This window comes from Maribacter chungangensis (assembly GCF_042676845.1).
GTDB classification, from domain to species: domain Bacteria; phylum Bacteroidota; class Bacteroidia; order Flavobacteriales; family Flavobacteriaceae; genus Maribacter; species Maribacter chungangensis.
The window spans coordinates 270,729-295,406 of record NZ_JBHTHY010000014.1 but is presented as its reverse complement, the minus strand read 5'-3'; the positions used below and the strand labels follow the sequence as shown (position 1 = coordinate 295,406).

The following is a 24,678-nucleotide window of genomic DNA, read 5'->3' as shown; positions in this document are numbered from 1 at the left end:
TTTACTTTTGCCGAGGCCTTATGTATTGCACTATGGATGTTTCAGAGGATTAGCGTTAAGGGGTATTGTTTCTGTGCTTTTTAGTCAAGTTCCAAAGTAATCAAAAAAGACCTGTCATCGTTCACTAAAACTAAAAACCGGTCATTTCCCAAGGATGTAACACGTCTTGCGTTTAAGGTTTTTGGTAAAGGAAGGGACTCCCCGGCAGTTAGTTCCCCTTTGGTGTTCAATATAAGCGAGCCACCCGAATTGGAAGCACTTTGACCTAATTCCGTAGTATAGTCCAAATAGTTGCCTACATAAAGCACGGTTCCGTTTTTCGATACCTCAAAGTCGTTTATAGAGCTCATTTGGGCTTCTTTGGGCAGGGGTATGGCTTTTGTTTGGGGTCCTATGTTCATATAGGCCATAGAACGTAACTCCTCTAGGGTTCGGATTTCCAATATGTCTTTCTCTTGCTTTCCAGTAAGGTCCGTGATGTTTTTTATTCTAGAGAAGTCCGTGTAGCTTAGAAATTTTTTCTTCAGTTCCGGTAACTGCGCCATGAGTTTGTCCTTGGAGGCAAACGGAACATTTTGGCCAAAAAAGTTATACATGATAATGGGGTCTGGCTGGCCGTTTTCATCAAAATCATCAATATAGAGTTTTATGGGGTGTGCTAGGCTGGCCTTTAATTTAAAGTTCTCTCCTACATTTCCGACCAAAATATCCTGTTGGCCATTAGTGTCCAGATCGGTAATCTCCAATGTATTCCACATACCGCGGGTATGTTCCAGCCCGTATTTGCCGGTTTCGTTCAAGAAGGTTGCGTTACCTTGGTTGATCAGTACCGTAACCGGCATCCAATCTCCTACGATGACTAGATCCAGGAGGTTATCTCCATTGATATCTGCCCATTGGCTATCCGTTACCATGCCCACACGTTCCTGTTGTAGTACTGAAAACTTCCCGGTGCCGTCATTTTTTAGAATATAGCTGAACGGCGATAGGCCATAGCCGCCCGGCATAGATCGGTTACCTATAAACAAATCGTCGTAGCCATCATCGTCAAAATCCGCGGCGGATACGCTGCCGCCGTTTGTTTTTATCAGTGGAATTGGTAAGCGTGTGAATATACCCTTACCGTTGTTCACATAAATACGATCTTCCAAATTGGGATGGCCTTCTGTAAGTTCGTTGCCCCCACTCATAACATATAGGTCTAAATCTCCATCGTTTTCTAGATCAAAGACCGTTGCATCTACATCTTCATAAATAATGTCTTTTCTTATAATGCTTGTTTTATCTTCTTCATACTCGCCATTGGCCTTTCCAAAGAATACCGCTGAAGATTGGTATTTTGCCCCGCCTATAAAAAGATCTTCTAGCCCATCGCCGTTAAAGTCCGCCTTTACCAGAGCAGGCCCCTCGGAAGATAGTTTTTCCGGCATTAGAACTTCTCTTTCATAGTCCCGGTAGGTGTTCTCTAAATGCGTAAATTTAAAATAGGCGTACGGGGATTTTTTATTTTTAGGATGCGTAACGGTTTGTGGGAGTCCTGATTTTTTTACTATTTCTTGCCGTTGGTTGATTTTGATTCCCTTTTCTGTTTGTGTGCTGCCGTCTAGCCAAGTAACTTGTACCGAATCTATGCTTGTAATGTTACCCAATCCAAAATGTAACCGGTGTGTGGAGGAGGACTGGAATCCCTTAACTACGGTAAGCTCCTTGGCCCACTTTTGGTTTTCTGCAAATAGGGTTACTTTTGCCCCATGTGTATTTTTATTTCGTTCGTTTCCTACCAGCCTTAATGAAACAAAACTATGAGTCGTTTTATCGTTGCTTTGGTTTTCTAGAAGAGACGCTGTTTGGTTGATATTGTTTACCACAATGTCCAGATCACCATCATTATCCAGATCTGAGTAGGCCGCTCCATTGGAATAAGAGGGTTGTAGGCCAGCGGTTGTGGTTAAGTGTTCAAAATTAAAATCGCCTTGGTTTCTAAACACAATATTAGAAATGTTTACCGTGGGCATTTGGGCGATGAGTTTTTTTTCAATCTCATCTTGCTTATCTTTTTCATATTGGGCAAAGTCAATATTAGAAATATAATTGATGTAGTCTAGGTCATTTGGCCTTTTGTAAATTCCGTTGGTGATAAAAATATCATTGTTCCCGTCGTTGTCATAATCCTGTATTAGGGGAGACCAGCTCCAATCCGTGGCATGGGTTTCGGTCATTAGGGCTACATCCTTGAAAGCGCCTTTTCCGGTATTCAATTGAAAGGTGTTGCGGGCATATTGTTCACCAAAACCAAACCTTTTTTTTATTAAATTAACATTATCGCTGTCCTCTCCTCCAGATTTTAAGAAGATTTCAGCATCAAAAGGCATCATGTCCAAGGAAAAAATATCCGGTAGCAGGTCATTGTTAAGATCCGCGATGTCCACACCCATGGTAAAACGACTTGTATGGTGCGTTAGTTCAGAACCACTTTCCTTAAAAGTAACAATACCCGAACTGGATGTGGCACCTTGATTAAGGTATAGATAATCGTTTTCATGAAAATCGTTGCCTACATAAATATCCAACCAGCCATCTTGGTTAATATCGGCTATGGATAATGCCAAGCCGTATCCAAGGGCGCTACTGTAGATTCCGGATTCCTGGGTAACGTCCTCAAAATGTTGTTTTCCCTCGTTTAATTTATTCTCAAAAAGCCGATCGCCCGCTATGGAATCCTGAACGTTGCGCAGTTCAATTTTACCGTAACTTCTAGGTGTATGTAATGAATGGTTCATGAGGTACATGTCCATATCCCCGTCCTTATCATAATCAAAGAATGCGGCTTGTGTAGAGAGACCCGAAAAATCAAGTCCATAACGCTTTGAACTTTCTTTAAATGTATTGTCCCCATTGTTGATATATAGAAGATTGTGAGCTTTAAGGTCTTTGTAAGCACCTACTTTAGATACGTATATATCCAAAAGGCCGTCGTTGTTTACATCCTCCATAGTTACACCAGTAGACCATGAAGTGGCTGTATCCAACCCTGAAGAACTTGTAATATCCTTAAATTTTAAATTACCTAGGTTCAAGTACAAACGGTCCGTAGTTTGGTTACCGGTTAGGTAGATATCATCTAGCCCATCATTATTTATGTCGCCTAGGGCTACGCCTCCGCCATTGTAATAATAGAGATACTCAATAATGTTGAGGTCGCCAGAGTGTGTTAAATCGTTGGAGAAATCAATTCCAGTGCTATCCGACGGGACTTCTTTAAAATAAATATCGGCTTTTTCAAGTGCAGCGGTGTCCTCTGTTTGTGTGTTACATCCCACTACGAGAAGGATAATAAAAGATATGGGTAATAGGTATTTCATGATTAAAACTTAAAAATAGCCAAGGAATCCCTATTGCGAGAAACTATGAATTGATTATTGTCCAGAAGCATATCCCGCACCTCTCCTTTGAGTTTAAAACCGCTTTGAGATTTAGATGTTCTAAATGTGCCCTTTCCCGTGTTTTCTAAGTAAAGCCCGTAGGAAGCGTCATACCTGCCTACTTCTGGTTTAACGTTGTATAGATTGCCCCCAAGAACCAGATCGTTATCACCGTCACGGTCAAAATCATGGGCCAGAATTGCATATACGGTAGAAAATTGTGCTTCTACAGGGAGTTCTTGTAATGCAAAATTAAAGTTGCCTTGGTTTATCAAAACAACGCTCGATAACATGTTGGCACTAAGTTGATGGCTGTCGTTTAGTTCTTGTTGACTAAAAATATCAGCTATAGATGCATCTTTAAAAGAATCGTAACTGGGAAATGTTTTGGAAAGGGATTTTATCTGCTCTATGAGGTGATGACGTAAGGCATAAGGATAATCTTTACCGTCACTATTTCTAAACGTTAGTATTGGATCCATAAAACCGTTACCATCAAAATCTTTTGAATATAAGGTGATGGGCCGTTCCTTACTGGCCTTAAAACGGCTATTTAGACCATGGTTGCCAAGAACGAAATCTAGGTCGCCGTCTCCATCCAAGTCACTTGTAGTAATGGCGTTCCACCAGCCTTTATAGTTGCTAATCTCGGTGTCCTCCAGTTTTGTAAAGGTCCCGCCGTCATTTCTGAACAGTTCAACACCCATAAACTCCCCAACTATGATTAGGTCATCATCGCCGTCTCCATCAAGGTCTTGGAACGTAGCGTCCGTAATCATACCTATACCTTCAAGTTCAGGGGCTAATGCTTTGGTACTTTCAGTAAAATTTCCCTTGCCATCGTTTTCTAATATAAAACCGGAGCAAGGTGTTCCATATTTTAAAGGTATTGCACGCTCTCCTATAAAAAGGTCTAGGTCACCGTCCGCATCTATGTCCGAAGCTTGCACGGTCGCCGTACTGTGAAAGCTGCTTTTAAGAGGTAGTTGTTGTTTGGAATCAACAAAATTTCCTTTTCCATCGTTAAAATATAGACGATCTAAAAAATCGGTGGAGAATTGGGAGTATTCTACGCCGCCACTGCACACATAGAGGTCTACATCACCGTCATTGTCAGCATCAAAAAACAGACTGGCCGTGTCTTCTGAATTTTTATGGACATCAAAACTGTTTGTTTTTGAACGTGCGAAACCATTTGCCGACCCTAAGAACAGACTTGGCGGAGTGTTTTTGGATCCGCCCACAAAAAAATCTTGTAGTCCGTCGTTATTTACATCGGCCATGGACATTTTTGGGCCCTCTGTGCTGACCATGTGATTCAATAATCGGTCTCGGTCAAAATCTACAAAGCGATTTTCCTGATGAACGTAATCCCAATCCGGGAATATGCGTTCAAATAATTTTTTAGTGGATGTTGGGGACGGCACTTCTAAGCTTAGCCCGTCTTTTTCATGCAGTTGCAAGGTTTGGTTTACGACTACGTCTTTCAATTGGGTAATCTTGCCCGATGGCCATGTAACCTTAACCGATACCGGTTTGTCCGACGGGAGGCCTATATTAGGGCGAACATCCATACTGGATTGAAAGCCCCTTGCGGGTTGGTTTTCTATGGAAATGTTATAGGGTAGTATTTCAATTTTGGAACCTATGGCATGTGTGTTTTGGAGTTCACCTTTTAGGTCCAGTTTTAAATAAAAGTGTTCCGGGCTTTCCATTGTTGTGTTTTCATACACAAAGGATTCCATGTTTAGGTTGTTTACGATTAAATCCAAATCGCCGTCGTTGTCCAAGTCGCCATAGGCGGATCCGTTGGAAAAACTTTCCTTTAGGAGTCCTGACGCCTCGTATTTTTTGAATTTTAAATCCCCAAGGTTTTTATAGGCATGGTTTTTAACCTTGTTGGAGGGAATAATGTCTATCAGTTTTGCATAATTTACAGTATCATTACTGATCATGGACTGGAGAATTTCTGCATTGGAGAGGTATAACAGGTAATCTTGATCGGTAAGGTCTTGGTAGACTCCGTTAGCAATAAACAGATCTTTATGTCCATCATGGTCCATGTCAAAAAAAAGTGCCCCCCAGCTCCAATCGGAAGCTTCAACACCACTGAGTCGCCCAATTTCGCTAAACGTATTATCCCTTTGGTTCAGCTGAAAAGTATTACGGGTAAATTGATGATAATAGCCACTATTTAGGTTGAGTTGATACTTGTCCCAGTTTTCAAAGGTAGTTACCGTTTTTAGCCTTTTATATTCCGAGGGCAGCATTTCCGTTACAAAAATATCGTTATAACCATCATTGTTGATATCTGCCATATCCGCACCCATAGAAGCTACACTGGTAGATGCAATTTGATCCTCCAACTGCTCGGAAAAGGTGCCATCTTGCTTATTTATATACAGGTAATCACGTTCAAAAAAGTCATTGGAAACATAAATATCCTCCCATCCGTCATTATTAACATCGCCAACGGTAACCCCAAGTCCAAAGCCGATAACGCTACCATAAATCCCTGCTTTTTCGCTGACATCAACAAATTTTCCGTCCACATTTTCCATGAGCTTATCTCCACCAAGAACGTCTCTTTTTTGGCGCTGGTTCAGTTTAAGGTTAAATCCGCCAATGGCCTTGTAGGAGTTGTTTAGGATATATACATCTAGGTCACCGTCCTTGTCATAATCAAAAAAAGAGGCATGTGTAGAAAACCCTTTATCATCTAGGTTGTACGTATTGGCCATTTCCTTAAAGGTGCCGTCTTTTTGATTTATAAAAAGTTCGTTCTGTTTGTTCTCCCCTTTTAGGTCTCCGGAATTACAGACGTAGATATCAAGATATCCGTCTGCATTGAGGTCTACCATACTTACCCCTGTAGACCATGGCCGTGTTCCTCCCACACCGGCACTTTCGGTAATATCCTCAAAGGTAAAACCCCCTTTGTTCAAGTAAAGCCTATTCTGTTTTTCGTTGGCCGTAAAGTAAACATCGGGTAGGCCATCATTATTAATATCGCCTATGGCCACACCACCGCCGTTGTAGTAATTTCGATATCTATATACATTGAATTCATTATCGTATGTAAGCTCGTTAAGAAAATTGATACCTGTTTCCGAGGCCATTCTTAATTTAAAAACGGGCGAGGGCACAGCGGATGTCCCCATTTCTTTTTTATCCGAACAACTTAAAAGAACAGTACTAATCAAAAGGGATAAAAGTAGTGTAGGTCGATAGGACAATCCTATTGATCTCTTATTTTTCTTCCAAGACATATCTAAGGTCATCTATTTTAGCTGTAACGATTCTTTGGTCTGTTATTGGTGGTATAGTAATTCGCCGATTACCGTCTACTTTTACTAAAAGATAAAGGCTATCGCCTTTTATGGGTACTTTTAAAAAATCATTGCCAGGATACCATTTTTTTAGCGTATCCATAACTACGGGTACTAGTTGCTTCGCTTGTAAAGACTTGTTCCAGAGAGACCATGAATTGTAGTAAAACTGGAGATCCATACCCGTCATTATTTTTTCTTCATTAAAATCCCCAAAGAAAAGTAAGGTCATGTCCAAAGTGGATGTCTCACCTTTTTTACGAGGTAAAGGATATTTTACGGTGGTATTTCCAGGGCCATTGAAGATAATTCCTTTTTGGTTCAACTTCCAGCAAGATTTAAAGAAATGGTCTTTGCTCTGTCCCATTTTTAAATCGAACAAAAGAGAATCATGTACTATACCACTTGCCATTTCCTGTTTTACCAATTGGTCATATTCTGAACCCGAGCAGCTTGCAAAACATAGTAGTACGCAAAATATAACACTATTTCCTAATGTCGTTAACTTCATAAAACTCGATTTTCTCATTATTCTTTCCTACTGTTAAAATGTCTTTTTTATTATCCTTTACCCAATTTAGTTTACGTATTTGACCATCAATGTTCAAAGGAATTAGGTTGTTTTTATTCTCATTATCGCCGTAAGGGCCAAAGATAGCCCATCCTTTTGATGCATCATAGCGCCCAAACTGAGGCTTTATTAAAAACTGGTTACCTCCAAAAAATAAATCGGTATGACCGTCTCCATCAATATCCTTGGAGTTTATGGCATATACAGGTGCATGTTGAATTTCTGTTGGTAATTCCTGCGCTGTAAAGGTACTTCCATTATTTATAAAAAGGGTAGAGGTAATATTTTCCAGTTCCAATTGTAGGGCTGTACTTAGTTGGTTCGGTGAGAAAATATCACCCATATCGGCTTTAGCGTAATCTGCATAATAGAGTAATTTCTTTTTTAAACTAGGAAGTTGAGATACCAGTTCGTCTTTATCTGCAATGGGGTAGTATTTGTTATTTCGCTTTTGGCAAATAATCTGTTCCTTAAAGCCATTACCGTCAAAATCAGCAATAAACATTTTCATCCCCTCCGCATAAAAGGTATTATGCCCTAAGTTACCAGCGACAATATCCAGATCACCATCACTATCTACATCGGCAAGATGTAGCGCTGTCCAGAGTCCGGAGTTGTTCTGTAATCCCAGTTCTACGGTTTTATCTCCAAGTAACCCCTCTTGATTTAGGAATACTTTTATAGACATCCATTCCCCAAGTATAATCAAGTCCTCCCATCCATCTCCATTAAGGTCTCCCCATTGGGCCTGGGTAATCATTCCAATGTCCTTAAGTAATGGAATATCTAGTAAACTAAATTCTCCATCGCCATTGTTTTCCAGTAGATAGCCAGACCCCGGTAATCCATATAAATTAGTCTTGTAGCGTTCCCCTACAAATAGATCGATATCTCCATCGTTATCATAATCTGCTGCAGTAACTACGGAAGAACTTATAGGAAAAGGAAATTTTAGGGCGGTAGTGGATTTTATAAAATTACCTTCGCCTGTATTTATGTACAGAACGTCGTTTAGGCTAACGGAGGTTGATGAAAATGCCTTCCCTCCATGGCATACATACAGGTCCATGTCTCCATCATTGTCGGCGTCAAAAAACAAGGCATCGGTCTCTTCTGCTTCTTTATCGGCATTAAATGGTGTTTGTATTTGGTGGTATCCGGAAGATGTAGATAGAAACAGGCTGCCCGACTGGTATTTTGCACCACCCATATAAAAGTCCTGTAGGGTATCGCCATTAATATCGGAAACTGCCATGGCAGGTCCCTCGTTACTGCTCATGCCACTTAATAACCGCTCGTTGTCAAAATCGATATAACGGTTTTCCTTATGTTCAAACGTAAATAATGGAAATGATGGCTGAAGTACATTGTATGTTGATTCGATATCATGTTCTAAAGAAGTTGTGTCTGTAGTTGCAGTTAGGGTAGGTTGTTTTATTTCTATTAGGTTATTACTTTCTACATCTGTAAGGACAGCAGTAGTACCATTAGGCCATGTAACTAGTAAAGAGTCTACTTTGGTTACACTTCCCAGTCCAAAATGAAGCCCATAGGGAACGCTACTTTGAAAACCCCGGGATACAAAATTTTCACCGTAACCTATGATTTCTCCTTCAGTTTTAAGGATGACTTTGGCACCGATTACGGGACTTTTTGTAGTGGCATGTACTAAATTGATCCTTAGGCTTTTATGTGTAAGGCTATCCGTCATGTTTTCGTATATAAACGAAGGCATATTTACATTGTTTACCACAAGATCCAAGTCGCCATCATTGTCCAGGTCGCCATAAGCACTGCCATTACTGAAACTAGGCGTTGCCAACCCCCAAGAATCGCCAATAGCATCAAAATTAAAAGCCCCATTGTTTCGAAACACTCCATTCGGCACTGCTTGTGAGGGCATGGCGTCTATTAGGGAGGTTATGACATTTTGTTCACGTTTACGGAGGCTGTTTCTTATGTTCTCTTCATTACCCTCAAAGGCTAGGTAGTCCCTGTCCAATAAATCTTTAAAAATGCCATTGCTTACAAAAATATCCTTTAGGCCATCGTTGTCCATGTCAAAAAGGAGGGTGCCCCAACTCCATTCCGTATCGGCTACTCCTGCCTGTCGGCCAATTTCTAGAAAACCGAATGGGCCGTAGTTACGTTGTAATGTGTTTCTGGCGTATTGGTTAAAGTAGCCTTTCTTTGCGGCGATCTGTTGTTTGTCCCATGATTCAAAAAGTGTTTTGGTCTTTTTACGCTCATCCGTGGCGGGGAGCATTTCCGCTACCATAAGGTCTGTAAGTGCGTCGTTATTTAGGTCGGCCATGTCTACTCCCATGGCACCCATCGAAATAGATTCAAAATAGGAGTCCAAATCTTCTTTAAAACCACCTTCGGTGTCGTTGATGTACAGATAATCACGCTCAAAAAAATCGTTGGCTATGTAAATATCCGTCCAGTTGTCATTATTGAAATCCCCTAAGGTTATTCCTAGGCCGAAGCCGATTTTACTTGAATAAATACCGGCCTTTTCCGTAATGTCCGTAAAATGGTCCCCGTCATTTCTGAGAAATTTGTTGCCGTTTTTTGATGCGTCGGGTATGTTTCGTTGTCCTTCTTTGAGGTCAAAACCGCCTATGGATTTTAGGGAATTGTTTAGGATATAAACATCAAGATCGCCGTCTTTGTCAAAGTCAAAAAAAGCGGAGTGTATGGATAGTCCTTCGATATCCAAGTCATAATTCTTGGCTTCTTCCTTAAAGGTCATGTCTCCTTGATTAATGAACAGTTCGTTATGTCTGTTGGTGCCGCCTGGTTTTCCCGATTTGCATACATAAAGATCTAGATAACCGTCATTATTTATATCGGCAAAGGTGGCGCCGGTAGACCATACATTGGTACAGGCAACTCCTGCATTAGCTGTGATATCCTCAAACTCCCAATTACCTTTGTTCAAAAATAGTTTGTTGTCCACCATGTTTCCGGTAAGGTAGATATCTACTAAACCATCGTTATTGATGTCTCCTAAGGCTACACCCCCACCATTATAAAAATTCCGGTACAAGTAAGGATTAAAGCCTTCGTCGTACACTAGCTTGTTTTCAAAATGTAAGCCGGTAGTACTGTCCTTTTGTACAAATAGCGGAGACTCTTTTTGCCTATGTTCCGCACATGAAAACAAAAGAAGAACAATCAGGAAAGCATAAAGTTTCATGAATGATATATTTGTTTTTAATGTAGGAGGTTGCAAAGATAGTTCATGGGTAGTAGTGCTAAAAAAAAGGGCTGTCCGAAAAGAACAACCCCTTTAGTATGTTAAGGATTACGTAGATTAATATCCTGGATTTTGGGTTAACGTACCCTCTGACGCATTTATTTGCTCTACAGGAATCGGCATTAAATTTCTAAATGAATCTGAGTTTGTCTTTTCCCACCAAGAGTCAGACCATTTTCCAAAACGAATCAAATCTGTTCTTCTGCTTGCTTCTTGGAACATTTCTTTTCCTCTTTCGGCTAAGAAGCCATCCGCATCTATGGTTCCTAAAGGTGCAACATTGGCTCTAGCTCTAAGGGCATTAACATCTGGTAAGGAAAGATTCCAATCTCCGGCAGCCCGAGATCGTGCCTCGGCACGCAACAAATGTACATCGCCTAATCTAACAATGGGCATATCGTTGTCCATATCGTTTCTCCCTAAAACGGCAAAATTGAATTTTTTTAGCCGAGCACCAGCTTGGCGTTGCGCGTTAGGTTCCAGTTCGTTGATTGCCGGGGTGTAATCTACTTGTAAATCGTCGTCATCCGCAGCAAAGTCCAAAAGCGCGTTTCCGGTGAAATCGGTTTGAGGACCTACTAAAAAGTTGGCTTCTTTACGAGCATCTCCATCTTCGTAGCTATTATAAAATTCTTCTAAGACTGAAAATCCGTTCCAAGGAGCGGCGTCTAACGCATACGTTAATTGGCTAGGGCCATGCAAGGTCATGTGTGCGAAGTTCATACCTCCAAGTCCAGTACTAGTGTATTCAATAGACCAGATAATTTCAGGATTATTCTCGTTCGTGGTAGCAAATACAGCTGCATAACCTTCTAAAGTTTCTGGGTCACTATCTATAGATGGCCTTTTAGACGCGTTAGGTGCTATACACCCGTCAGCACATAAAACATAAGGTCCATTATCTATAATGTACGTAGCTGCCCAGTCCGCTTCTTGATATTTAGGAACACCAATATATACTTCTGCATTCAAGTAAAGTTTGGACAACACCCCTAATGCGGCATACTGGTTTATCCTATAGTTATTTACGCCAGTTCCCAGAGGACTAGCAGACAGATCAAGATTGGCCGTAACTTCCGTTATGCCAAGAGCAGCCAACAATTCGGACTCTACAAAGTTATATACAGTTTCACGATCGGATTGTGGTGCATCAACACCAACTGAAGTGATAATTTTTACATTTCCATATAAATCTAAAAGCCTCCAATAATAGTAAGCTCTTAAGACTCTTGCCTGAGCGGTTTGGTCTGCATCTAGGTTACCACTCTCCAATGCTCCGTTGCACTCCCCTATCCCAACGTACGCATCGTTGTAGGCATTCTCTATTTGTGGGTGTGCGGCATCCCAAGTGTGGCGATGGAGCTGAATCCAAACACCTCCATCAAACCAGTCACCTCCTTTTTGTGGAACGGACATTTCATCTGCGGTAACAGAGGAGGAGGCATACCAGCCGTTATTGTTGGCGGAACCAGCTCTTAGTCTGGAGTATGCAGCCAATAGAGGTCCATCTCCGCCTCCACTAGATCCTGTAGATACCCCTTCTACATTGAATTCCTCGGTCAAGGTGTCTTCCAAATCATCATCTAAATCTGTGCAAGAGTAAGCTACAAGGGCTAGACTTGCCAACGTAAGTTTAATAAATTTTTTCATAGTTTTTTTTTAAAAATTAACATTCAATCCAATGGTAATCGTTCTTGCTGTAAAATAGGCTTCACGTCTTTCTATACCAGGAATAAGTACGTTCGGTTGAGCTGATCTCAGATTTCCTAAATCTCCACCATCTGCAGCGATAGGGTCTGGATTTACTCCGTCGTAACCCGTTATCGTAAATAGGTTTTGTGCTGCTACTGAGACACGAAGGCCCTTTAAATAACTATCTTCTTTCAAATCAAAGTTATAGCCTATTGCCATGTTGTCCAAACGAAGGAAATCTGCTTTTTCTACATAGTAATCGCTAAATTGTGCTGTTTTTATTGCTGGGTTGGCGTTTGCGGTATTTACAAAGTTATAAGAGGACTGTGAGCCAATGATAGGTTCGTAAAACGCCCTGAAACTATTCACCAAACTATGGCCAATTACCGCTCTAAAGAATACGTTCACGTCCCAATTGCCAAAATTAGCTTGGTTGGACCAACCTATTTCTGCATCAGGTAATCCTGTGCCCAACACTTCAAAATCGACATCCTCGGCCAAGGCACTACCTTGACCAGTAACTAAATTCCCATCACCATTGGTATCTGCAAGTATCGGTGTGCCGTTTGCGTCAAGACTTCCTGTCCAACGTGGTCCCCAAATTTGACCCACTTCTTCGCCTTCACGAATTAGAATTACGTTTGTATTATTCTGGCCAGGCGACCCTAAGTTACCATCAACTTGATCACCTTGTGGAAACTCTTCCAAAATAGTTTTATTATGACTGAAAACGATTCCTGTATTATACCGTAGGTTATCTCTTTTAATAACGTCATAATTTACAGAGAATTCAACCCCTTGTACACCAAGAACACCACCATTTACCCATGCACGGTCTCCTAAGCCATCCGAATTGTCTCGATTTGCGAAAGTAATAAAATCATTGATATCTCTATCGAACAAGTCCAAAGTGGCGCCAAAACGTTCTGTAGCGAATTCGAATCCTAGGTTAATCTCGGATTTCTCCTCCCATTTCAAATCAGGATTTGGTGCTCGACCATCGTTTAGTGTTGTTTGGGCACCGCTCTGGCCATTAGCACCATTCTGAACTGTGAATGCCTGAGCAAATAAGCCAACCTCTGGTGGGATAGATCCTGTAACCCCCCAACCTAAACGGGCTTTTAACAAGTTAACTTTTGGCAATTGTAAGTACTTGTTCAAATCTGCACCTAATGATAGGGCGGGGAATATACCCCATTGGTTTTCTGACCCAAATCTGCTAGATCCTTCACGTGCTAAAGCCGCATTGAAATATATAGCATCGTCAAATGTTGCGTTAAGTCGACCAAAGAAACGAATGATACGGTCGCCATCGGCACGAGAACTACTTGCGTCAATTCTATCTGCTTCCAGTCTGTCCTGTGCATCTTGGATTCTATTACTAAAATCAAAATCAACACCAGCAGGAAAATCCCCAAGGGATAAAAAATTAAAGTTGTTGTTTGTTTCTTGAAAAGAATAGCCACCTGTTACCGTAAAATCTACGAAGTCGTTTACATTACCCGTGTAGGTACCGAAGGCTTCGAACAAGGAGAAGGTTTCTTCCCTAGAAAAGAATTCCGCTTGTCCACGACGTGTTGGGCTTAGTGCATTTCCTCTCCAGTAACTAGTTACAGGGTGGTAAATGTCACCATTTTCTTTGATATCCTGTTCCGCATAATTTACATTTACCGAAAAGGAATCAGAAATTTTGTAATCCAAGTTCAAATTGTAGTTCAATGTGGTTGCTTCTCTATCGTTTCGGCTTAGTTCCGCAATGGCTACCGGGTTAAAGCTATCGAACAGCCCTAAGGTTTCAAAATAACCACCAAACTGTGCGCCATTGAACGCAAACGGGGCGTCATCTCCAAAAACGGGTGCAGTAGGGTTGTAAAGCGTTGCATACCTGTTGGCTTCATTAAAACCAACTTGGGATGTTCTGGTCGTAAAAGCTGTATTAACCGTTACTTTTAATTTGTCGTCAAAAAGACGGCCGGTAAAATTAGTTCTAAAATTAGCTTGATTAAAACCTTGGTTTAAAGCAATTGATTCGGTATCCCTAAAGTTGGCTCCAACGCGAAAGGTCATATCTTCGGTACCTCCTGAGGCAGAAATGTTATGTACTTGAGCAATGCCTGTTTGTGTGACCAAATCCCTCCAATCGGTATCTGAGCCCAGATCAGTACCGCCGGCTGCCAAAAATTCATCACGGTTCATAATATCAATTTGGTTCTCAATTCCCTGAATACCTAATTGACCATTGTATGTAATGCTCAATGGCTGTCCTGTACGGCCACCTTTTGTCGTAACAACGATAACCCCGGAAGATGCACGCGATCCATATATGGCCGCTGCTGAACCATCTTTGAGAACGGTTATGTTTTTAATATCGGAAGGGTCTACACTGTCCAATGACCCACCCAAAACACCATCAATAACCACCAAAGGTTCTTGATTACCACCTACTGTGGATATGCCCCGTAAACGTATTGTTGGGGACTGGTTTGGGTTTCCGCCCGGGTTATTAATACTAAGGCCTGCAACCTTACCTTGTAGCAATTGCGCAGGATTATCTACAACCCCTACGTTGAAATCCTCGGCATTGACACTAGTAACTGCGGATGTAATCTCTTTCTTGGCCTGACTACCATACCCAACCACTACAACTTCTTCGAGTGCTTGTGCGTCTTCCTCTAAAGTTACATTGATACTTGTTTGGCCATTGGTCGCCACTTCTTGTGATTTGTAGCCAATGTAGCTAAAGACAAGGACTGCATCTGCTGCAACATTCGAAATGGTGTAGTTGCCATCGAAGTCCGCTTGTGTGCCGTTTGTTGTGCCTTTGACCACAATGCTTGCGCCCGGTAAAGGTCCGTTAGCGTCAGAAACTGTGCCTGACACCTCTTGCGCCTGTGATAGTCCAAAGCATAAAAACGCTCCGACGATCGCCAGACTTTTTAGTAGTGTAATCTTCATAAACAGTTAATTTAAAGTTGAGTTAATTTTATTAAGGAACGAAAAGTATACAAATAATTTGTTAAAAACCACCAAAAGCCAGATTGGAAAACAGCGAAACCGTTTTCGTGTTAATAACTTTCGGTCATTAGGGGTTTGGTAATAGCGCCCCTTAGGAATTATGAGTTTCATAATTAAACCTCATGTTCAATATGATATTACAAATATAGTACTTTTTTATTTCCTTAAATTCTTTAACATTTTTCTCTTTTTTGTGCTAGAATAATAAATTCCCGTTCAAATAGCGTATTTTGGATTTTAGTCGTTAAATTGACAGTTTAAAAAGAATCATAGTTTAATTCATACCTTCTGTCTTGAGAAGAAAAATAACTTTAAAGCATATTGCCAGGGAATTGGACGTGTCAATTTCAACGGTATCAAAAGCACTAAAAGGGAGTAGTGAGATTAGTGAGGATACCAAGGATAAGGTACAGGCGTTCGCGAAACTATATAATTACAAGCCCAACAACATTGCGGTTAGTCTAAAAAATAAGCGAACAAAGAATATTGGGGTCATTATACCGGATATCGTACATCATTTTTTTACTACGGTTTTTAGGGGAATTGAACATTATGCGAATCAACGCGGATATAATGTCATAGTCTGTGTATCGGACGAATCCTTTGATCGCGAGGTCGTAAATATGGAAATGTTGGCCAATGGCAGTATAGACGGTTTTATAATGGCTTTGGCAGGCGAAACACAGTTGAAAAAGGATTTTCGCCACCTTAGAGAGGTGATGGATCAAGGTATGCCGTTAGTACTCTTTGATAGGGTTACAGATGAAATAGCCTGTGATAAGGTAGTACTCAACGATGAGCAAATTTCTTATGAGGCAACCATGAGCCTGATCAATGAAGGGAGAAAACGAATTGCCCTGCTCACCACGGATAGTTTTTTTAGTGTAAGTAACGCCAGGGAACAAGGATACAAGAGGGCATTGCGGGAAAGTAATATCACCGTTGATGAAAACCATATTCTTAGACTACCTTATAACAAAGAAATAGACGGGGTGGGTTCTTTCTTGAAAAAGAATAACATTAATGCCGTGCTTACCGTAAACGAAATATTTGGTGTGCATTGCCTTAGTGCGGCACAAGGTATAGGTTTAAATATCCCAACGGATTTATCTGTTATTGGCTTTACCGATGGTATTTTGTCCAAGTATTCGGTTCCTAAATTAACCACCGTGGCACAACATGGGGATAAGATGGGAGCGTTGGCCGCAAAATTGCTCATAGAAAAAATAGAGAACGATTTTAACGAAGAAGACGAAGTTTTTACTACAGAAGTTATACAGGCTACCATTATTAGAAGGAAGTCAACAATCAATTAATTATAGGATAAATGCGTAGCATTGGATTTATTTTCGATTTGGACGGTGTTATTGTCGATACCGCCAAATATCATTACCTGGCTTGGAAGAAGCTTGCTAATGAATTAGGGTTTGAGTTTACCCATCAACAGAACGAACTTTTTAAAGGCGTAAGCAGAAAACGATGCTTGGAGATTTTGTTGGATATTGGAAATATCAACGCAACCCAAGAACAGTTTGATGCGTGGATGGTGGATAAAAATGAGGATTATTTGGCATACATCGAAAATATGAACGCTTCGGAGATTTTACCGGATGTTCCCAGGGTCTTAGACTTTCTCAAGGATAGGCAAATTCCCATAGCCCTAGGTTCTGCAAGCAAAAATGCGCGTCCTATTTTGGAGAAAGTGGGACTCCTATCTTATTTTGATACCATTGTAGATGGGAACAACGTAACAAAAGCGAAGCCTGATCCCGAAGTTTTTCTGATTGCAGCCAGAAGTCTAGGGGTAAACCCATCGGATTGTGTCGTTTTTGAAGATGCACTTGCAGGTATACAAGCGGCGAATGCAGCGGGGATGATCAGTATTGGTATCGGGGATGCTAAAATTTTATCCGAAGCAAACTATAATTTTGCTGATTTTACGGAAATGGATACTGAATTTTTGCAGACTTTGGTTACGTACGAGGTTTAAAAGTTCCTCCCTTGATATCAAGGGAGGTGTCCACTTTCGGACGGAGGGTTCGCCCACGTACAGTTTTGCCGTACAGTAGTATAAGCCAAGGAGTACGTGGGTTAGTTTGTGGATAAAACCCCACTTTCTCCGCCAAAGGCGGATTCGTTCTCCCTCCCGATTGTTCGGGATTCAAAGGGGATAGCGAAAAAAAATAAAGCATAGCCAAGAAAAAAATAAGAACAACGATTATAAGAGTTTTTGAATGAATCAAGATTATATAAAAGCGGACAATTGGTCCATCATTGAAGAGGGTTTTGATGCGGAGCGTGTAAAATCTTCCGAGAGTCTTTTTAGTATCGGAAATGGTGCCATGGGGCAACGGGCCAATTTTGAGGAAACGTATACCGGAAAAACCTTTCAGGGGAGTTACATTGCGGGGGTCTACTATCCTGATAAAACGCGTGTGGGGTGGTGGAAAAACGGATATCCGGAATATTTCGCCAAAGTGTTGAACGCACCAAACTGGATAGGTATAGCGGTGTACGTAAATGGTGAGACCTTAGATTTGAACACGTGTAAAACCGTTTCTAATTTTCGGAGGGAGCTAAATATGCAAGAAGGCTGGTACAAAAGAAGCTTTGTGACGACGCTTGCCAACGGAATAGTAGTTGAAGTGGAAACATTACGTTTTTTAAGTTTGGAACTTGACGAATTAGGTGCTATATCCTACAGTGTTACAGCTGTAAATTCTGATGCGGAAATTGTCTTTGCGCCTTATTTGGACAGTGGTATCACCAATGAGGACAGTAACTGGGACGATAAATTCTGGAATACTACCAAGGTAAGTGCTACCGAAAACCGTGCCTTTATCGAAGCACATACAATGAAGACCAAATTTGAGACCTGTACCTATATGCAGGCCTTTTTGGAGTATAAGGGCAACTTGGTTTCCGAAGGTTTGGTCAATCAAACGGACACTACTGTTTCGTTTACCTTTACTCAGAAAGTAGAAGCAAAGGAAACAGTTACCTTGACCAAATTTGGAGGATACACTGTTTCGCGCAACCATAGATCCGATAAACTAGTGGCAGCTGCAAACTCGGTTTTGGACAAAGCCGTTGCCTTGGGTTTTGATGCCTTGTTGAAAAAACAGAAAGAGGCATGGGACGCTATTTGGCACATGAGCGATATTGTCATAGAAGGCGATGTTAAAGCCCAACAGGGAATACGTTTCAATATATTTCAGCTCAATCAGACCTATCTAGGAACGGACTCTAGATTGAATATTGGTCCCAAAGGTTTTACGGGAGAAAAATATGGTGGGAGCACCTATTGGGATACGGAGGCCTATTGCCTTCCTTTTTATATGGCCACCAAAGATCATGTTGTGGCCAGAAAATTACTGAAGTACCGATATAATCATTTAGAAAAAGCAATCGAAAATGCACAAAAATTAGGATTTTCCAATGGAGCGGCCTTGTATCCCATGGTTACCATGAACGGCGAGGAATGTCATAACGAGTGGGAAATTACGTTCGAGGAAATACACAGGAACGGTGCCATCGCTTTTGCAATCTTTAATTATTATAGATATACCAGTGATTACAGTTATATACCTGAAATGGGATTAGAAGTACTTATTGGAATATCCAGATTTTGGCATCAGCGCGTCAATTTTTCCGAAGAAAAAGGGAAATTTGTGATGCTCGGTGTAACGGGCCCCAACGAATATGAAAACAATGTCAACAACAACTGGTATACGAACTACATCGCAAAATGGTGTATTGAGTATACCTTGGAGCAGTTGAACAAGGTCAAAGATGGATATTCGGACGATTACGGTCGGATAATCGGAAAAACAAAATTAACGGATGTAGAGTGTGAAGCGTGGAAAGAGGTAGCGGATAATCTTTATTTTCCATTCTCGGAAAAGCATCAGGTATACCTGCAACAAGATGGTTTCTTGGACAAAGAACTTGTAAAAGTGGCCGATTTGCCAAAAACGGCAAGGCCCATCAATCAGAAATGGAGCTGGGACCGTATCCTCCGTTCACCTTATATTAAGCAAGCAGATGTGTTGCAAGGATTTTACTTCTTTGAGGATGATTTCACTACAGAATCCCTAGAAAGGCATTTTGATTTCTACGAACCGTTTACCGTACATGAATCTTCTTTGTCGCCCTGCGTACATAGTATACAGGCAGCAAAGTTAGGGAGGATGGAACAAGCATACCGGTTTTACCTGCGCACTAGCCGTTTAGATCTGGACGATTACAATAAAGAGGTGGAAGAGGGTTTGCACATTACCTCTATGGCCGGTACCTGGATGAGCATTGTTGAAGGTTTTGGCGGAATGAGGGTGTTGGACGATAAGCTTTCCTTTACGCCCCAAATACCCAAACAATGGAAAACCTATTCCTTTAAGGTCAATTTTAGAAATCGAATTTTAAAGGTGACCGTAACACAGGAGGGTGCGACGTTTGTTTTGGAGGGTGGCCAGGAAGGTATGTCCATTCGTGTGAACGGCGAGCGCAAGGTGTTGAAACCGGTTTAAGAACAAAGTTTCAAGATGTAAGGTTCAAGGTTTGGCCATGTGAGAGTTCAAGGTGTAAAGCAAAGGGTTGTTTAAGGTTTAAAGTCAATATTTAGAGACATTTGATATCGGCTTAACGGCGAATGGTGCGCCTTAGAAGGGATTGATTTTATAAATTGGACGGGGTATAATAGGACAGATGTAAAGCGGTTACTATCGTCCAAATGGGAGAGCGTACAAATCGGATACTTTTTGGAAGTTTATGTTTCGGAATTAAAAACATAACAAAAAAATCACTTCGCCTTATGAAGAACTATTACATTGTACTTTTGCTATTGGGTTTTTGTTGCACACCTAACCTGAAAGAAAGGATACCAATGGACATAGAAAATAAAAAAAACAGAAAAATCGTCGTGTACCAAGTGTTTACACGTTTGTTCGGAAACACAAATACCACTAATAAACCTTGGGGTACCATTGAGGAGAACGGAGTTGGTAAGTTTAATGATTTCACTACCAAGGCGTTAAAGGAAATTAAAGATTTAGGCATCACGCATATATGGTACACAGGCGTTCCGCATCACGCAGTAATCAATGATTATACCCAATACGGTATTTCAAACGACGATCCGGACGTAGTAAAGGGTAGGGCAGGCTCTCCCTATGCGGTTAAGGATTATTATAACGTGAATCCCGACCTTGCCGTTAATCCGGAAAATAGGCTGGAAGAGTTTAAGGCCCTTATAAATAGGACGCACGAGCAGGGCATGAAAGTCATTATAGACATTGTTCCCAATCATGTGGCGCGTGGTTATGAAGGACGTACCAATCCAATAGGAGTGTCGGATTTTGGTGCCAATGATGATACCGCGGTAGCCTATCATAAGGACAATAATTTTTACTATATACCGGGGAGTTCTTTTAAGGTTCCGCAGTGGCGCGACGGATATGCGCCCTTAGGTGGAGAAAACAATGCCTTGGCCAACGGCACCTTTACAGAAGTACCCGCAAAATGGACGGGGAACGGTTCTAGATTGTCACAGCCGGATATGAACGATTGGTATGAAACGGTAAAAATTAATTATGGCGTTCGGCCAGATGGTACTTTGGATTTTGAACAACTTCCTCAAGATTTTTGGAATAGGGACGTACAGGCTCATTTTGAGTTTTGGAAGGGTAAGGAGGTACCCGATTCTTGGAACAAATTCAAGGATATTGCTCTGTATTGGATTGATTTTGGCGTAGATGGTTTTCGTTACGACATGGCAGAAATGGTTCCTGTGGAGTTTTGGAGCTATATGAACTCTGCCATCAAAACAAAAAATCCGGAAGCTTTTTTACTGGCAGAGGTCTATAATCCAGGTTTGTACAGAGAATACATCCATAAGGGAAAAATGGACTACCTCTATGATAAGGTAGAATTGTACGACAGCATAAAACATATTATGCAGGGCCATGGATGGACGGACCATATCCCTAAAGTATTGGATGGGCTACAGGATATTGAACATAATATGTTGCATTTTCTGGAAAATCATGACGAGCAACGAATTGCTAGTCCGGAATTTGCCGGTGACGCCAAAAAAGGAATGCCGGCCATGGTGGTTTCCGCAACTTCTACCACCGCACCTACAATGCTTTATTTTGGCCAGGAAACAGGAGAGCCTGCTGCGGAACATGCAGGATTTGGGAGTCCGTCCAGAACCTCTATTTTCGATTATATCGGGGTGCCCAGTTTTCAGCGATGGGTAAACGACAAAAAGTTTGATGGCGGCCAACTTACAAGGGAGGAAACCCTTTTACGGGACTTTTACAAACGGTTATTGAACTTTACCATTGGTAGCGATGCTTTAATGGGAGAATATCAAGAAATTCACTTTTACAACAAAGAGCATACTGCGGGTTATGATCATCGTGTCTTTTCATACGTGCGATGGATAGAAAATGAAAAGACCGTAGTAATTTCTAACTTCGATAGCGAAAAAAGATATGCGCTGGATTTAAGAATTCCGAAAGAAATTATTCAAGAATGGAAACTTAAAGATGGAGATTATGTAGTGGTAGACGGTCTTTATGGTTCCGAGAAACTCTTACTGGTACAAAATGGTGAAGGACATATTGCGGTTGCCCTTCATCCTCTAGAATCATTTATCTTTACATTAAAATTAGAATAAACATGTTCAAAAAAATTATTCCCTTAGCCATAATTGTTCTTTTTAATTCCTGTGATATGAATAAACCTTTGGTCATTGGTCATAGAGGTGCAATGGGGCACGAAACCGAAAATACCTTGGCATCCGTTCAGAAAGCACTGGACCTTGGTGTGGATATGATAGAAATCGATGTGTTTAAAATACAAAGTGGGGAAGTAGTAGTTTTTCATGACAAGACCGTAGATCGACTTACAAACGGCCCTGGAAATATTGAGGAGTATAATATTTCGGATTTAAGCCGATTAATATTGGATGGTGGCCACAAAATACCGATGCTTCAAGATGTTTTAAAATTGATAGATAATAAAGTAGCGCTCAATATTGAACTTAAAGGGGCAAATACTGCCGATAAGGTGAATCATACAATTAAGTTTTATACAGAATCTCGAGGTTGGTCACCCGAGAACTTTATCATCTCCAGTTTTAATTGGGATGAACTAAGGGCCATGCGCAAGTATAACGAAACTGTGGATATCGCTGTTCTTACGGAGGGAAATCCCATAGAAGCCTTAGATGTTGCCAAAGAGTTGAACGCTGTTGCCATAAACCCATATTTTGAAAACTTGGATGCTGAGGTAACCAAGAAAATTAAGGATGCAGGTTTTAAGATTTACACCTGGACCGTTAACGAGCCCGAGGATATTAAAGCGATGAAAGAACTGGGTGTAGATGGCATTATTACCAACTTTCCGGAACGCGTACAGTAATGTACGATGTACTGGTCATAGGTGGCGGAGCTGCTGGGTTTTATGCTGCCATACACATAGCGGAGGATCTGCCAAATCTAAAAACAGCTATTTTGGAACGGGGTAAAGAAGTGCTTACCAAAGTAAAGATTTCTGGCGGTGGCCGTTGTAACGTAACCCATGCACAGTTTGATCCCAAAGAACTAAGCACAAATTACCCCAGGGGAGAAAAAGAGCTTTTAGGGCCTTTTCATTCCTATGCCAGTGGCGATACCGTGGGCTTTTTTGAAAAAAGGGGCATTGCTCTTAAAATAGAGGACGATGGCCGAATGTTTCCTGCCAGTGATTCTTCCCAGACCATTATAGATTGTTTTACATCGGAGGCTGATCGCTTGGGGGTGGAGCTACATACCCGTTGTTCGGTGACAGGTATACAGCTAGTGAAAAATGACAACGAAGTTTTCTGGGAGGTGCAAGCACATGAAAAAACTTTTAAGGCTCGCTACGTAGTCATGGCCACGGGAAGCAATCCAAAAATTTGGAAACTAGTACAGCAATTGGGTCATACCATAGTTCCACCGGCTCCCTCCTTGTTTACTTTTAATATTTCCGATAAGCGTATCGCCGATATTCCTGGGCTAAGTACTTTGGCCGAGGTCACTGTTCTGGACAAAAAGATGCAGCATCAAAAACTTAGATCTAAAGAAGTAAAGGAAGGTGTGTTGTTTTCAGAAGGACCTGTATTGATTACCCATTGGGGAATGAGCGGTCCTGCAATCTTAAAACTATCGGCTTGGGGAGCGCTGTTGTTAAAAAAATATAATTACCAATTTAAAATTTCAGTGAATTGGGCTCCTGAATATCATCCAAACGGATTATTGGACCTGTTTATGGAAGTAAAGGAAGTGGAACGCAAGACCGTACTGCGTACCAAGGTTTTGGATGTGCCCAAACGTCTTTGGAAAAACCTGGTGAACGCCGCAGGAATAAGCGAGAAGGAAACATGGCCCGAAGTTTCTAAACTACAGCTGCAGCAGCTAGTCGATCAACTTACAAAATGTGTCTTTCAGGTAAGTGGAAAAAGTACCTTTAAGGAAGAATTTGTGACAGCCGGCGGAGTGGCACTGAAAGAGATCAATTTTAAGACCTACGAAAGTAAACGCTTGCCACAATTGTTTTTTGCGGGCGAAATTATTGATGTGGATGCGATTACCGGCGGTTTCAATTTCCAAAATGCTTGGACAGGAGGCTATTTGGCCGCAAAGGGGATAATCAAAAGCGAAAAAGAAAAGCAGTAAGTTAGATGAATACCTTTATTGCTTTTTTAAGAGGCATAAATGTTGGAGGTAAGAACAGGATGCCAATGTCGGTATTACGATTGGCCTTAGAAAATGCTGGTTTTAAAAATGTCAGAACGTATATCCAAAGTGGAAACATAGTATTTGAAAGTGAGATGCGTTCTACCGATCTAATTAGCGAAACTATTGGAAAGACCATAGAAAACACTTTTGGTTTTAGTGTTCCGGTCTTAGTAATGACCAAAAAACAAACAGCACTTATTTTATCCCAGAGTCCGTATAATCGTGAAGTGCACATCAGTATGAACGAAACATATTTTGTACTGTTGTTTGAACCGCCGGCCCAAGAATTATTAAAGGTTTTTAATGGGCTCAGTTTTGCCAACGAAGAGTTTAAAACTACAGAAAACTGTGTTCATCTGTTATGTCTAAATGGTTATGGCAAAGCCAGACTTAACAACACTCTTGTTGAATCCAAGTTACAAGTGACCGCTACGGCCAGGAATTATAGAACAATGCAAAAAGTGCTGGCCTTACTTTGATGGTTTGAAATTTGCCAACGTACTATCGTATACAGATACGGAACAGCTATGGTCCATGGAATAAACCACATGTCATGTTAAACGTTGTGAGCAACCAAAACTTATTTTGTTTCTTGCCCATAAAATATGTATCGTATCTCACC

At 41.1% G+C, this 24,678-nt stretch carries 13 protein-coding genes; 7 read left to right on the top strand and 6 right to left on the bottom strand.

The window, feature by feature from the left end; genetic code table 11:
• Positions 1 to 80: 80 nt before the first annotated feature.
• From ACFQZJ_RS15530 to ACFQZJ_RS15505, 6 genes are all read right to left on the bottom strand, one after another.
• On the bottom strand, positions 81 to 3,362 hold the full coding sequence (locus ACFQZJ_RS15530; RefSeq protein WP_379935790.1) for a VCBS repeat-containing protein: 3,282 nt from the start codon (positions 3,360 to 3,362) through the stop codon (positions 81 to 83).
• A 2-nt stretch (positions 3,363 to 3,364) separates the two neighbouring features.
• On the bottom strand, positions 3,365 to 6,703 hold the full coding sequence (locus tag ACFQZJ_RS15525) for a VCBS repeat-containing protein (protein WP_379935789.1): 3,339 nt from the start codon (positions 6,701 to 6,703) through the stop codon (positions 3,365 to 3,367).
• Entirely contained in the window at positions 6,672 to 7,262 is a 591-nt protein-coding gene (locus tag ACFQZJ_RS15520; RefSeq protein WP_379935788.1) for a hypothetical protein, read from the bottom strand. The genes ACFQZJ_RS15525 and ACFQZJ_RS15520 overlap by 32 nt, the downstream gene beginning before the upstream one ends.
• Complete coding sequence (locus tag ACFQZJ_RS15515) at positions 7,237 to 10,524, bottom strand: VCBS repeat-containing protein (RefSeq protein ID WP_379935787.1); 3,288 nt, start codon at positions 10,522 to 10,524, stop codon at positions 7,237 to 7,239. The genes ACFQZJ_RS15520 and ACFQZJ_RS15515 overlap by 26 nt, the downstream gene beginning before the upstream one ends.
• Before the next feature lie 117 nt (positions 10,525 to 10,641).
• Positions 10,642 to 12,234, bottom strand: a complete 1,593-nt coding sequence (locus ACFQZJ_RS15510; RefSeq protein ID WP_379935786.1) for a RagB/SusD family nutrient uptake outer membrane protein — start codon at positions 12,232 to 12,234, stop codon at positions 10,642 to 10,644.
• A 9-nt stretch (positions 12,235 to 12,243) separates the two neighbouring features.
• Positions 12,244 to 15,231, bottom strand: a complete 2,988-nt coding sequence (locus tag ACFQZJ_RS15505; protein WP_379935785.1) for a TonB-dependent receptor domain-containing protein — start codon at positions 15,229 to 15,231, stop codon at positions 12,244 to 12,246.
• Between the two features lie 353 nt (positions 15,232 to 15,584).
• Here ACFQZJ_RS15505 and ACFQZJ_RS15500 point away from each other — a divergent pair, with 353 nt between their 5' ends.
• The 7 genes from ACFQZJ_RS15500 (at position 15,585) to ACFQZJ_RS15470 (ending at position 24,535) form a co-directional block, all read left to right on the top strand.
• Positions 15,585 to 16,607: a LacI family DNA-binding transcriptional regulator gene (locus ACFQZJ_RS15500; RefSeq protein WP_379935784.1), complete on the top strand. Its 1,023-nt coding sequence runs from the start codon at positions 15,585 to 15,587 to the stop codon at positions 16,605 to 16,607.
• An 11-nt stretch (positions 16,608 to 16,618) separates the two neighbouring features.
• Complete coding sequence (gene pgmB, locus ACFQZJ_RS15495) at positions 16,619 to 17,281, top strand: beta-phosphoglucomutase (RefSeq protein ID WP_379935783.1); 663 nt, start codon at positions 16,619 to 16,621, stop codon at positions 17,279 to 17,281.
• A 244-nt stretch (positions 17,282 to 17,525) separates the two neighbouring features.
• The gene (locus ACFQZJ_RS15490; protein WP_379935782.1) at positions 17,526 to 19,817 is read left to right on the top strand and encodes a glycoside hydrolase family 65 protein; all 2,292 of its coding nucleotides are present in this window, start codon (positions 17,526 to 17,528) and stop codon (positions 19,815 to 19,817) included.
• 284 nt (positions 19,818 to 20,101) lie between these two features.
• On the top strand, positions 20,102 to 21,970 hold the full coding sequence (locus tag ACFQZJ_RS15485; protein WP_379935781.1) for an alpha-amylase family protein: 1,869 nt from the start codon (positions 20,102 to 20,104) through the stop codon (positions 21,968 to 21,970).
• Positions 21,971 to 21,972: 2 nt separating this feature from the next.
• Complete coding sequence (locus ACFQZJ_RS15480) at positions 21,973 to 22,716, top strand: glycerophosphodiester phosphodiesterase (RefSeq protein ID WP_379935780.1); 744 nt, start codon at positions 21,973 to 21,975, stop codon at positions 22,714 to 22,716.
• Positions 22,716 to 23,993, top strand: coding sequence for a BaiN/RdsA family NAD(P)/FAD-dependent oxidoreductase (locus ACFQZJ_RS15475; RefSeq protein ID WP_379935779.1), 1,278 nt, complete (start codon positions 22,716 to 22,718; stop codon positions 23,991 to 23,993). Before ACFQZJ_RS15480 ends, ACFQZJ_RS15475 begins: the two co-directional genes overlap by 1 nt.
• 5 nt (positions 23,994 to 23,998) lie before the next feature.
• A complete protein-coding gene (locus tag ACFQZJ_RS15470) occupies positions 23,999 to 24,535 on the top strand; it encodes a DUF1697 domain-containing protein (protein WP_379935778.1) in 537 nt (178 codons plus the stop codon).
• Positions 24,536 to 24,678: the final 143 nt, after the last annotated feature.